The following is a 13,119-nucleotide window of genomic DNA, read 5'->3' on the forward strand; positions in this document are numbered from 1 at the left end:
AATAAATGAAAAACATTTGGAAATACGGACGTACTGGCGGAGAGTACGCAGGAAAAGTGTTGGACGACATGCTTGTATCCGTTCCTTACACAGATCAGCCACCACTTGAAGGGGTACGTGCTGATGGCGAACCGCTAACGATTGCTGATCAGATGTTTGATCCTAAATTGAATCAATGGATTGTGTTAGCGAACGCACTAGATCACAACGATTTAAACAATCTCAAAGCGATGTACGAGGCACTGGAACACGAGAACGGCAATCTAAAACAGCTAAATGCCGAGCTCATGCTAAACGATGTAACAATTAAACAGGAAAATACTGCATTGAAAGAAAAAGCGGATAGTTTAGCACAAATCAATTCAAAAATGATGCTTACAACTATTCAAAACAGTAAAGAAATCGATTTATTGAAAGATCAACTTCAATCATCGAAAAATGAAGGGGGAGAATAATATGTATTCCTATGAAGATATCAAAATGATGTATGACTGGAATTGCTTTACTGCAGATCAAGTTCGACAATTTGTTCCGTTGTGCATTACAGAGGAAGAAGCAGATAAAATTATTAATAAAGAAAGTTAAGGCATGCTCCGTGGAGTGTGCTTTTTTTGTTGGAAAGTTGGTGAACTATGAGTATTGATGCGGTTATTTCTGCTTTAAGTATTGCAGGAACGTTAGTTGGTACGTTTGCAGGCATTGTTTTTTCAAATAAACTGACCATTTATCGAATTGAACAATTGGAGAAAAAAGTTGAAAAGCATAACCATATTGTTGAACGTACTTTTCTATTAGAAGGACGGATGAATGAAGCAGAACACGATATTCAGGAAATGAAAGGAGGCGAGAAGTAATGATTTTACCCGATAAATATTATCAAATTATTAAATGGACAGTGCTTATAGTATTGCCAGCTTTATCTGCATTAGTAGCCACATTAGGCAAAGCATATGGATGGAATGAAACTGATATGACAGTACTGACTATCAATGCTATAGCGACATTTTTAGGAGTAATTACAGGGGTATCAGCGTACAATTTAAAAGATAAGGAGTAAACGAATGAAAAAGAAAATTTTAGCAGGAGCTCTCGTAGCTCTTTTTTTGTTGCCTATAAATGTTTTTGCCGCCAAAGGCGATCAGGGTGTGGATTGGGCGATTTATCAAGGAGATCAAGGGCGTTTTGGTTATGCTCATGATAAATTTGCGATTGCTCAAATTGGCGGGTATAATGCTAATGGCATTTACGAGCAGTCCACGTACAAAACACAAGTAGCAAGTGCTATTGCTCAAGGCAAACGAGCGCATACCTATATCTGGTATGACACCTATGGAAACATGGATATCGCTAAACATACAATGGATTATTTCTTGCCTAAGATTCAAACACCGAAAGGTTCGATTGTAGCTTTAGATTTTGAACACGGCGCTAGTTCTGATAGAAATGCAAATACAGAAACGATTTTGTATGGTATGCGCCGTATCAAACAAGCAGGATATACACCAATGTATTACAGCTATAAGCCTTTTACGTTGCAATACGTTGATTATCAACGAATCATCAAAGAGTTTTCTAACTCTTTATGGATTGCCGGGTATCCTAGCTATAATGTAACTCCAGAACCGTTGTATAACTATTTTCCAAGTATGGATGGGGTTGCCATTTGGCAGTTTACATCTACTTATATTGCAGGGGGATTGGATGGGAATGTCGATTTAACAGGAATCACTGATAATGGTTATACTAATTCAGATAAACCACAAACAGATACACCAGCAATTAATGCAGGCGAAGAAACGAGTGAAAAACCAAAATCAGAGATTAAAACTGGCGACACTGTTAAAGTGAATTTCTCGGCTAATCAGTGGGCGACTGGTGAGACTATCCCACAATGGGTAAAAGGTGAAAGCTACAAGGTCCAACAAGTAAATGGCAATAAAGTTTTACTTGCAAATATTTTATCTTGGATCGACAAATCTAATGTAGAACTTTTACCAGATTCTACGACAGTTGCAGAACAACCATCAGCTGTTCAAACTCATGTTGTTCAATATGGCGAAACTTTATCTTCAATCGCTACAAAATGTAGAACCACATATCAAACTTTAGCATCACTAAATGGATTGAGCAATCCTAACATGATTTATGCTGGACAAGTTCTAAAAGTAAACGAAAAAGTAAGTACTACTAGAACATACACTGTTCGATCAGGCGATAATTTATCATCAATCGCATCTAGGTTAGGTACCACGTATCAAGCGTTGGCACAGCGAAATGGATTATCCAATCCTAATTTGATTTATCCAGGTCAGACACTTTCATATTAAAAAAAGCTCCTCGTTGAGGAGCAGTACATATAATTTATTCTTAATAAATATCTCATATTTAAGTTATTTTTTATCACTAAATTTTTATTAGTAAGACAAAAAACACTATATATAGCACATTATGTTTTACTACAGCCAATAACATACATGATACACACTATATGTTGTGTATTAAGTATGTTTTAAATGATTTATTATTAAATCTTCGCAATTGACGTTTTATTTTCTTCATGATATATTTTAGTCAATAGATGACAATGCCTCCATTTCCGAAAGGACAGATACGCTCTGACATGGAGGCTCTTTTTTTTTGGAGGAAAAGGGATGGATGAACCACTATACTTGAGCTGCAAAGAGCAGTTAGAATTGTTTGCTGCAAGAGGTATGGAAGTAAAAGAACATGATATAAAAAAACTTGAACATATAAATTATTACAGATTAAAAGAATTTGCTAGACCTTTATCAAAAACACGAAAAGAAAATGGAGTAATACTGGTTGATTATACTGGGATATCTTTTAAAGAAGTATTAACTAGATATTACCAAGATAAAAATTTAAGAATTAATCTATTGCATGCAATTGAAAAAGTAGAGATATCTTTGAAGACTAAAATAGCGCAAGTTTTAGGAGAATCTTTAGGAGCGTATGGTTATTTAAACTTTTCATCTTGGACCAATAGAGCAAAATTTAGTAGATTTGAAATTGAAGAGAGACAATATAACTTTAAAAAAAACTTGCTAAAAGTTATGCGTCATGCTCGCTCTGCAGATTTAACAAATAGAAATAAAAATAAAGATGGTTTTCCTATTATATGGCTAGCACTAGACTTATTGATGTTTGGAGATCTAATTAGAATGTTAGAAATAATGAGTAACAAAAATCTTAAAAAAATCGCCGCTTGTTATTCCTGTGAAGCAAACGAACTTATTTCATGGATGAAATGTTTGCATTTTGTTAGAAATATTTGTGCCCATAATTCAAATATAATTGATTTAAAGCTTAAAACAACCCCTATACAAAAGTCAGAATGGGACAATATTCTTTTTATGTTGAAGGATAAACATGGGGAAAAAAGGCAGTCTAATAGATTAGCAATAGTATTATTAATTGTTTATCACCTGGTTTCTCAAATAAATGAACATTATAAGTGGAAAAATCTTAAAAATAACATAAAAACAATATGTGCAGGTAAAGAAAAAAATGCAAATTTATTAGGTTTTTCTAGTATAGAGGCTTCAAAAAAAGTTTTTAAAAAAGAAAAATGATTTCTAAACAAATAATGAAAGTGTAGTCAATGATGTGAGCATTAAGTTTATTTAGTTGAAGGGATATTCAACAAGCTCCTCGTTGAGGAGTAGTATATAACCGTATTGACAACTATAAAAATTATTCGATAAAATAGTGATGTTATCGCATAGTTTTACTCTCACTCATAACTAATCATATTTCGAGCTATGCGATAATAGGTTGGTTGCCAACAATGTTCCCCCCTTTTTAGTAAACACATTGTTGGTAATAACCTGTACCCTTAGCTCAGTTGATCAGAGCAGACGGCTCATAACCGTCCGGTCGTAGGTTCGAGTCCTACAGGGTACATAAAGAAATAAGAAGCTTTTCTTTACGAAGAAAAGCTTCTTATTTTTTGTAATATGTTATTTAAGTCTGAAGAATTTAACTTGTGACCATTGTGCAGTAACTTTAGTGTTTGTAATTCTTCAAAAGAAATAAATTTTTTTGAATCTAATTTTGCAAAACTAGGTTTTACAAATGGAGGTTTATATTGTTTTAACTCGTAATTCGAATTATATAAAAGTTTTTGTTCTTTACCTTTAGATGATGAAATATTTAGTACATTAACTCCATCAGGCAGTATTTCTACTACTAGATAGGGCCTTGAATATAGTGGTTTAGCTCCGTCAACAAAACTAATTTTACCGAGATATGCTTCACCAACTGCAACCATTATACGATTACTAAATCTCCGTCTTCTAAATATACAGAATAAGTATCATCATCATTTTCTGATAAAGTAGAAAAAATTTCTAACTGAGGTAACAGTTGTTCAAAATCAACTTTATTAGGGTTATAATAAAATGTTATGCCATTGATAATTTCAAACGTTTCGTCAGAATCTATAAAATTTTGATTGTATGTATTTAACATTTCAGTTATTTTATAGATTTCTTTAGAAATATCATTTTTTGTTATCTTAGCTAGTTTTTTATCATGGTAACCAGTAGACAAAGTTGAATTTTCAAACCGAATATTCCAAAAATCAAATTCATGATTTAGATTAGATAAATCTTTTGCTGACAATCTTCCAAAAATTTTGATTGTATCATTAAGTACTTCATATTCCTTTTCAGAAAAATTTGCTTGAAATTGTTTTGCTTCTTCCATAAAAGAATAGTAATCGTTCTTGTATTTTTGCCTAACTTCTTCTATTACTGTACCATTTTCAAAGGCAAGCATGTCTTCTTTAAATAGTAAATCTTCATGCTTAGAATAGTTAATCAAATTTGCAAAAAATAATAGTTTTTGTAATTTCATGTTGCCATCAAAAGTATTAGGAGTATCAATTAGTCCCTTTTGCAAAAAGAATTTTGCATATTCTTTGACATTACGCAACTCGACTTCCTCCTTTTATTAGTGTATTCTGAACAGATTTTAGATATACATAGTTTATCAAAATAAATTTGACTGGTAAATATAAAATGCTTGACAAAAGATAAAATTAATTTATATATAAATACTAAATTTCTTCATAAACCAACACATACCAACCGTATCACCCATCTTCGGGTGGTCTTTTCTATTTTTACACTTATGTGAAAAAAATAAGAAAACAATAATTTTAATTGTGGTAGAATAACGATGTCATCATATTGCACAATCACACCCGTTTCCATTTATGATGACATCCGTTCAAGGCTACTCGAAAGAGTAGTCTTGTTTAATGTTGATTTTTACAAATTTTACAACTCTAAACAGCGAAGCACCTTCGGGCGTTTCTTTTTTTATGTTATAATAAAATGTCGGCTCGTCGCTTCCACAGAGATTTTTGTGGAAGAAGGTGTATAATTTGTTTGAATTCACTTTAGAGCACGTACTCTTGCCATTGTTAATTGGTTTAACTTTGGCATTATTTAGTCATTGGCTAGATAAACATTAGAGCCGACATGGCGCTTACTGTTTCGCAGCGGTAAGCGTCTTTTTTTTGAAAAAGAAAAAACACAACGTATTCGCAGGTACGTTGTGTTTATGGTGTATATTTGTTTAAATTCACTTTCAATTATTATTATACTTGTTAAATAAAATGTGTCAAACGTAATGAAAAATGACCATACTTTGACCATACTTTTTAGAAAAATATAGAAAATATTAGTAACTGAAAAACTTTATAAACGTTGATATTAAAGCAATTAGAGTTAACTAGAATTAGTCAAGAAATGCAAAACTAGAAGTGTCTGTTTATCCAGTAGCTCAAGAAGCTTAATGAACAGTTTGCTCTATCCCTTATTACGTAAAGGATAGAGCTTTTTTTATGACTTTTAATGAAAACGGTTGACAAAAAAGGTGCTTAAATATAAAAATCAATACCATTCTTTACTTTTTTATTCAAAATTCTGTGCTTATCATTAGTTAAAATGGAAATTACATATTAAAAACGAACGTCATTCTAAATGATCGGTTTGAAAAAAATAAAAAACGTTTCTCGTTTGAAGTATAACAATATATGAGTGGAAAAAATCACTACTATTTGTGAATGTTGTATTGTATACTGGGATTTAAAAAGGAGTGATGAATGAAAAAATGAATTTAAATAACGTTTCAAAGCGTTTGTATAAATGGGACAATTTAAAGGCTTTATTAATTTTCCTGGTTGTAGTAGGTCATTTAATTGATCGGGCGAATCAAAAGAGCGACTTGTTAATGAAAATTAACTATTGGATATATATGTTTCATATGCCAGCATTCATCTTTGTTTCTGGTCTATTCAGCAAGAATACAATTCGTAACAAAGATTTCCGTAAAAGTTTTAGATATCTCAAATGGTTTTTCATTTTAAAAATTATATTTTTGATTAGCACTTTTCTCTCTTCAGGTTCTTTAAGCTTTTCCTTTTTAACAGAAAGCGGACTGCCGTGGTATTGTTTTGCTATTTTTGCTTTTCAATTAATCAGCATGGTTATTGATGGATATGACAAATACTGGGTGCTAGGCATAGCTGTTGTAATTGGTTGTTTGGCAGGATATGATGCAAATTTGGGAGATTTTCTATGTTCTTCAAGAATCTTAACTTTCTTTCCATTTTTTTATGCTGGATACTTAATTGATTATCAAAAAATGTCAAATTATCTAAACAATTTTAAGATCAAGTTGTGCGCGTTGTTCCTTTTGTCAGGAAGTTTTTTTGTCGTTTATTTTAAGTTATATGGCACCTCGCTGACGATGGGATTTTTGACCGGTAGAAATGCTTATGCGAATGTAAGCGAATTAGTAGGTCTTTATGGTGGTTTTTTCCGATTTATTTACTATATTGCAGTCTTCCTTATAATCAGTAGTTTGGTTGCTTTGATAAGTAATAAACGACTGTTTATTACGAGTTTTGGAGAATTATCCTTAATCATATATATGTTGCATATACCTATCGTCAGAATAGTGAATGATAAACTTCATTTGGATTTGTTTATTAAAAGTTTTGGTGTACCGCAGAGTATTACGATTCTAATAGTAACTATATGTATTTTCTTTTTGTGCAGAATGAAGTGGGTCCATAAGCCGTTAAACAAAATTCTCTATTTTAATGTTCCTGAAAAAACAGATAATTTGGTAAAAGGAAATGGGTATTTTAAAAGCTTTTTTTATGACCGTACTTTGACCATACTTGATAGTAAAAATGAAGAATAATTAGATGGTATGATGAGCGTATTATTATAGAAGACAAGTGTTTAGGTTATACGATCGGAGTTAATAAAAGTTCACTAGAAAATATTGAATTGGAAGTGATTGTTTATCCGAGCACTCAATAAACAGAATAAATTGAATAAACAATGAACTAAACTCAATGAAAAAAGTTCTCTCTTGTTGATTAAGAGGAGAGCTTTTTTGTCTGTGTTTCATTACAATAGATAAAATGGTTTATCGGCGCAAGCACTTCGATCCGATCATTTTAAAGAAAAGCTTTAAGTTGAAGGGGACGTTTTTGGATAATTCTAATGAGACAAAGAGTAGCTGATCCAGTCAATACTTCTTTTAATAAGAGATATTTACTGTAAATAGTTGACGAAATGGAATTAAATTTATAGTATTATGTTTTGAAGCCAGTTAATGAAAAAGGGGCGAAACCAAATGGCGAAGCGCATTGATCGAATTTATACGTATGTCAAAGAAAAAACGGCTCATCTAAAACCGATTGAATATGATCAGGGGGTCACAACGAAAGAGATAGCTGAGGTTTTAGGAATCCAACGGACCAATAGTAGTAAAGATTTGAATCAGTTGGTACGTGAAGGAAAATTGTTGAAAACCGATGGACGACCTGTACGTTACATATATCAAAAAAATGTTGCCTATGAACAACCGACCGCCAAACATGTCATAAGCTATAAAGAAGAAAGAGTACCAGTAGAAAAAGCAAGGATTCAGATTGATACGAAAGATATTTTTGCTAAGATCATTGGCGCAAATGGGAGTATGAAAAACTCGGTTGAGCAAGCGAAAGCCGCCATTTTATATCCGCCGAGAGGTCTGAATTGTTTGATCACTGGACCAACTGGATCGGGGAAAACCTACTTTGCACATGCGATGTTTCATTTTGCCAAAGCCAATCACGTCATTAGTGAAGACAACGAGTTGATCGTCTTTAACTGTGCCGACTACGCTAATAACCCGGAATTATTGATGAGTCACTTGTTTGGATATGTCAAAGGTGCTTTTACTGGAGCAGAAGAGGAAAAAACCGGAATCATTGACCAAGCAGATGGAGGAATGTTGTTCCTAGATGAAATTCACCGGTTACCACCTGAAGGGCAAGAAATGATCTTTTACTTCATGGATCATGGTACCTATAGTCGATTAGGAGAAACAACAAAATCTCATGAAGCAAATGTTCGGATCGTGGGTGCAACAACTGAGGATCCTGGTTCTTCTCTATTAGAGACCTTTGTTCGAAGAATACCGATCAATATCAAGTTGCCATCTTTTGAAAAACGCCCTGCAAATGAAAAAATCGACCTGGTTAAAATTATGATCGCCCATGAAGCCAACCGTATCCAGCGGCAAATTTCGCTAACTGAAGATGTTGTTAAAGCGTTGATCGGTAGTGTAACCTATGGGAACATCGGTCAGTTGAAATCGAATATCCAATTGATTTGCGCTCGTGGTTTTTTAAATCATATCAATTCTCCTGAAATCTCGATTACGATCGATGATTTGACGGAAGGGATTAGAAGTGGATTGATCCAATTAGCAAGTAATCGAGTAGCGATGTCCGAACTATCGAAGCTATTGGAGCCCAAAATTACGGTGTATCCTAACGACACAATCATGAAGATTCAATCTGATTCTTATGAACTACCCTATAATCTTTATGACATTATTGGGGACAAAGCAGCGCTATTAAAGTCTGACGGATTAGATCAAGAAGCCATCAATCATTTTATTTCAACGGATATCAACATCCATTTGAAATCTTTTTACAAGGATCATGGATTCTCATTCAATGCCGATAATAAACTAGCTGAGTTTGTTGATCCTAAAATCATCGAAGTCACCAATCAAATATATATAATGGTAAAAAATGCCTTGCCATATGAGTTTCAGCAAAATTTTATCTACGCAATGAGTCTGCATATCAGTTCTTTTTTAAAAAGAATCAATATCGGTGAAGAGCGCCATACGAATGATAATATACGTGAAATGGCAATTGATTTTCCAGTGGAATATGAAGTAGCGAAAGAAGTTAGAAAGTATATTGAGGAGTATTTCCAAGTAACGATTCCAGATAGCGAAGATTACTATCTCACTGTCTTGCTTGTGTCGCTAAGGGCAAATCAAGCAAGCGGTCGTATTGGGGTAGTCGTGGCAGCACATGGTAATAGTACAGCAAGCAGCATGGTTCAAGTGGTCCAACAATTATTAGATGCAGACAATGTACGAGCGGTCGATATGCCATTGGATATGGATCCTAAAACGGCGCTTAGTCGGATCGAACGAATGGTACAAGAGGTGGATGAAGGCAGTGGAACGATCTTATTAGTGGATATGGGTTCGCTTGCTTCATTTAATTCTCAGATTCAGCGAGATACAGGAATTCCTGTGCGGACAGTTGACATGGTGACGACCTCTTTGGTATTAGAGACGGTTCGCAAAGTTTCTGTGTTAGGTACGGATTTAGATATGTTATACGATTCCTTGAAAAATTTCCGTGGTTATGCAGAAATTTCGATGGAAAAAACACCTGAACCGACCGCACTCAGAAAAAAAGCCATCTTAGCTATTTGTGCATCTGGTGAAGGAACCGCACAACGAATCAAAGAATTGATCGAACGTTCTGTAAGTAAACGGCAAGATGTCGAGTTGACTGTTTTGGCACTCTCTGTTTTAGAATTGGAAAATGAATTGCCTAAATTAATCGAAAATTACCAAATTATTGCGACTACTGGAATTACAGATCCGCAGATTGCTGCGCCATTTATTCCATTGGAGCGGTTTATCGATCAAAATATCGAGTTGATTTTAGATCAATTATTACTTGAGGCAGAATTAGATGAAACAGAAGAAGTGCCATTGAGTGAAGAAACTGCAAAACAGACTTGTGTGAAATTTATTGAACAAAATTTTACATTTATCAATGGAACCAAATTGATTGATCCTTTATGGAATTTTAGTGATCAAGTGTCTGAGAAGCTATCGATTGAGAATCATGGATATAGTTTTAAAATCAATTTAGTTTTACACACAGTGGGGATGATTGAACGGATTTTATTAAACGAGCCATTGAATGTTGAATCAGACGAACTGGAAAAAGCGATGGAAGATCCATTGTTTTCGTCTATCCAACAATTGTTATCCCCGTTGGAAAAGACCATCAGATTTGAAACACCTTCATCTGAAGTTTATTATTCATTCAAGCTGATTCGTAATGAATTGGCAAAAAATGAATACACTAAATGAAAAATACACAAAAAAGATACACTGTTATTAGTGTATCTTTTTTGTGTATTGCTTCGAAACGCCTTAAAACCCTTTAGTGTATTGATAAAAAGTTGGCACGGTTCTTGCTTTTATATAAATGTGCCAATAGATGGTTATACACACAGAAAATGAGAGGGGTTTCTGTGAAGTAGTTTAACAAAAGGAGATTTGCTGATGGATATTCGGTTAGCGCGTATAGATGATCGTTTGATCCATGGACAAGTTGCAACGGTCTGGTCAAAATTGACCGGCGTGGAACGCATCATTGTTATTAGTGATCTAGTAGCCCAAGATAAATTGAGAAAGTTTCTTTTAAAAGAAGCTGCTCCACCGGGGATCATCGCAAATGTGATCACGGTGAAAAAAATGATTCAAGTTTATCAAAGCGGTTTACTAGCAACGACGAAAGTGATGCTTTTATTCACTAATCCTCAAGACGTTGAGAAAATTGTCTTAAGTGGTGTACAGCTGGATTCATTGAATATCGGTGGGATGAGTTTTTCTGAGGGGAAGACGATGATTACAAATTTTGTGTCAGTCGACCATAAAGATATTGCATCGTTCCAATTCTTGAATCAGCAAGGTGTAGAATTAGAAATTCGCAAAGTACCCGCAGATAGAAAGATCCTTTTGATGGAATTACTAGCAAAAGCCAAAAAGGCATAATATTGTTGTTGGAAAATGGTCAAATTCATCTGTTGTAATGGTTAGCAATTATTTTAATATTTGATTTGTTACAACAAAAAGAAGTAGGAGGTATAAATATGGTAGGGATTATCCTTGCAAGTCATGGACAATTTGCTGAAGGTATCTTGCAATCAGGTTCAATGATTTTTGGCGAACAAGAAAACGTCAAAGCAGTCATTTTAAAACCAAGCGAAGGTCCAGATGACTTGAGAGCCAAATTAGAAGAGGCTGTTGCTTCTTTTGATAATCAAGACGAAGTATTGTTCTTAGTTGATTTATGGGGCGGAACACCGTTCAATCAATCAAACACATTGTTTGAAGAACACAAAGACAAATGGGCAATTGTTAGTGGTTTGAACTTGCCTATGTTGATCGAAGCTTATGCGTCACGTTTTTCAATGGAATCTGCTCAAGAAATTGCAGCACATATCATTGAAACAGCAAAAGATGGTGTGAAAGTGAAGCCAGAAGAGCTTGAACCACAAGAAGCACCAAAAGCAGAAGTTTCTGATGGACAACCTAAAGGTGCGTTACCTGAAGGAACAGTAGTTGGCGACGGTAAGATTAAATATGTTTTAGCACGTGTTGACTCACGTTTATTACATGGTCAAGTTGCTACTGCATGGACAAAAGCTGTTCAACCAAATCGGATCATCGTTGTTTCAGATGCTGTATCAAAAGATGATTTACGTAAGAAATTGATCGAACAAGCTGCTCCTCCAGGGGTTAAAGCAAACGTTATCCCAATTTCTAAAATGATCGAAGTTGCTAAGGATCCAAGATTTGGGAATACAAAAGCTTTGCTATTGTTTGAAAATCCTGAAGACGTGTTGACAGCTGTTGAAGGCGGCGTTGACATCCAAGAATTAAACGTAGGTTCAATGGCCCACTCAGTTGGGAAAGTTGTCGTAAGTAAAGTTTTATCAATGGGCCCTGAAGACGTAGAGGCATTTGAAAAACTAGAAAGCAAAGGAGTTAAATTTGATGTACGTAAAGTACCAAATGACTCTCGCGACAATATGGACGAAATTCTTAAAAAAGCTAAGTCTGAATTATCTAAAGCATAATTCAAAAAACTAATATTTATAGGAGGCTTATCATGTCTATTATTTCAATGATTTTAGTCGTATTCGTTGCCTTTCTAGCAGGGATGGAAGGGATTCTGGATGAATTCCAATTTCATCAACCTCTAGTGGCATGTACATTAATAGGTTTAGTAACAGGTAACCTTGAAGCAGGTATCGTATTAGGTGGTACTCTTCAAATGATCGCTCTTGGCTGGGCAAATATCGGAGCTGCTGTAGCACCAGATGCTGCATTGGCATCAGTTGCATCTGCAATTATTTTAGTATTAGGTGGTCAAGGTGTTCGTGGCGTTCCATCAGCTATTGCTATCGCAGTACCACTTGCTGTTGCTGGTTTGTTCTTAACAATGATCGTACGTACAATCGCTGTTCCTATCGTTCACTTGATGGATGCTGCTGCTGAAGAAGGTAACATCCGCAAAGTTGAAATGTGGCACATCATTGCAGTATGTTTACAAGGTATCCGTATTGCAATTCCTGCTGGAGCATTATTATTCATCCCAGCTCAAACTGTTCAATCTTTCTTAGAATCAATGCCTGCATGGTTAACAGACGGTATGGCTATTGGTGGGGGAATGGTTGTTGCTGTAGGTTACGCATTAGTAATCAACATGATGGCAACTAAAGAAGTATGGCCATTCTTCGTTATCGGTTTTGTTGTAGCTGCAATTACTCAATTAACATTGATTGCCCTAGGTGCTTTAGGTGTTGCTTTAGCTCTTATCTACTTGAACCTTTCTAAAATGGGAGGCTCTTCAAATGGTGGCGGAGGAAGCAACTCAGGTGACCCTCTAGGCGACATTTTGAATGACTATTAATC

The 13,119-nt window shown here is 34.7% G+C and carries 13 protein-coding genes and 1 tRNA gene; 12 read left to right on the forward strand and 2 right to left on the reverse strand.

Annotated features, from left to right (window positions below; all coding sequences use genetic code 11):
- The first annotated feature begins 5 nt into the window (after positions 1 to 5).
- The 7 genes from IGL28_RS03590 (at position 6) to IGL28_RS03620 (ending at position 3,924) form a co-directional block, all read left to right on the forward strand.
- Complete coding sequence (locus IGL28_RS03590; protein ID WP_081204107.1) at positions 6 to 455, forward strand: hypothetical protein; 450 nt, start codon at positions 6 to 8, stop codon at positions 453 to 455.
- A 1-nt stretch (position 456) separates the two neighbouring features.
- Entirely contained in the window at positions 457 to 585 is a 129-nt protein-coding gene (locus IGL28_RS03595; RefSeq protein ID WP_080292486.1) for an XkdX family protein, read from the forward strand.
- Positions 586 to 632: 47 nt separating this feature from the next.
- Entirely contained in the window at positions 633 to 854 is a 222-nt protein-coding gene (locus tag IGL28_RS03600; RefSeq protein ID WP_368014375.1) for a hypothetical protein, read from the forward strand.
- A complete protein-coding gene (locus IGL28_RS03605; protein WP_081128554.1) occupies positions 854 to 1,057 on the forward strand; it encodes a phage holin in 204 nt (67 codons plus the stop codon). Before IGL28_RS03600 ends, IGL28_RS03605 begins: the two co-directional genes overlap by 1 nt.
- A gap of 4 nt (positions 1,058 to 1,061) precedes the next feature.
- The gene (locus IGL28_RS03610; RefSeq protein WP_081128556.1) at positions 1,062 to 2,327 is read left to right on the forward strand and encodes a LysM peptidoglycan-binding domain-containing protein; all 1,266 of its coding nucleotides are present in this window, start codon (positions 1,062 to 1,064) and stop codon (positions 2,325 to 2,327) included.
- A 324-nt stretch (positions 2,328 to 2,651) separates the two neighbouring features.
- Positions 2,652 to 3,593 carry an Abi family protein gene (locus tag IGL28_RS03615; RefSeq protein WP_081128558.1) on the forward strand — a complete coding sequence of 314 codons (942 nt, stop codon included), beginning with the start codon at positions 2,652 to 2,654 and terminating at the stop codon, positions 3,591 to 3,593.
- A gap of 257 nt (positions 3,594 to 3,850) precedes the next feature.
- Positions 3,851 to 3,924: transfer RNA gene (locus IGL28_RS03620), tRNA-Ile, on the forward strand.
- Positions 3,925 to 3,946: 22 nt separating this feature from the next.
- On the opposite strand, the gene IGL28_RS03625 is transcribed toward IGL28_RS03620, so the two are convergent.
- On the reverse strand, positions 3,947 to 4,291 hold the full coding sequence (locus tag IGL28_RS03625; protein WP_081128560.1) for a hypothetical protein: 345 nt from the start codon (positions 4,289 to 4,291) through the stop codon (positions 3,947 to 3,949).
- Positions 4,291 to 4,956, reverse strand: a complete 666-nt coding sequence (locus IGL28_RS03630; protein WP_081128562.1) for a Panacea domain-containing protein — start codon at positions 4,954 to 4,956, stop codon at positions 4,291 to 4,293. Before IGL28_RS03630 ends, IGL28_RS03625 begins: the two co-directional genes overlap by 1 nt.
- A 1,173-nt stretch (positions 4,957 to 6,129) precedes the next feature.
- Between IGL28_RS03630 and IGL28_RS03635 the strand changes: the two genes are divergently transcribed.
- The 5 genes from IGL28_RS03635 to IGL28_RS03655 all read left to right on the forward strand — a co-directional run bounded on the left by IGL28_RS03635 (position 6,130) and on the right by IGL28_RS03655 (position 13,117).
- A complete protein-coding gene (locus IGL28_RS03635) occupies positions 6,130 to 7,239 on the forward strand; it encodes an acyltransferase family protein (protein ID WP_081128564.1) in 1,110 nt (369 codons plus the stop codon).
- A 441-nt stretch (positions 7,240 to 7,680) separates the two neighbouring features.
- Complete coding sequence (locus tag IGL28_RS03640; RefSeq protein WP_081128566.1) at positions 7,681 to 10,506, forward strand: sigma 54-interacting transcriptional regulator; 2,826 nt, start codon at positions 7,681 to 7,683, stop codon at positions 10,504 to 10,506.
- A gap of 195 nt (positions 10,507 to 10,701) precedes the next feature.
- Complete coding sequence (locus tag IGL28_RS03645; RefSeq protein ID WP_010719803.1) at positions 10,702 to 11,193, forward strand: mannose/fructose/sorbose PTS transporter subunit IIB; 492 nt, start codon at positions 10,702 to 10,704, stop codon at positions 11,191 to 11,193.
- A 98-nt stretch (positions 11,194 to 11,291) separates the two neighbouring features.
- A complete protein-coding gene (locus tag IGL28_RS03650; protein WP_010719802.1) occupies positions 11,292 to 12,281 on the forward strand; it encodes a mannose/fructose/sorbose PTS transporter subunit IIA in 990 nt (329 codons plus the stop codon).
- 32 nt (positions 12,282 to 12,313) lie between these two features.
- On the forward strand, positions 12,314 to 13,117 hold the full coding sequence (locus IGL28_RS03655) for a PTS mannose/fructose/sorbose transporter subunit IIC (RefSeq protein WP_010719801.1): 804 nt from the start codon (positions 12,314 to 12,316) through the stop codon (positions 13,115 to 13,117).
- The last annotated feature ends 2 nt before the right edge of the window (positions 13,118 to 13,119 follow it).

Origin of the sequence: Enterococcus sp. AZ077 (assembly GCF_051714965.1) — a bacterium.
GTDB lineage: Bacteria > Bacillota > Bacilli > Lactobacillales > Enterococcaceae > Enterococcus_B > Enterococcus_B hirae.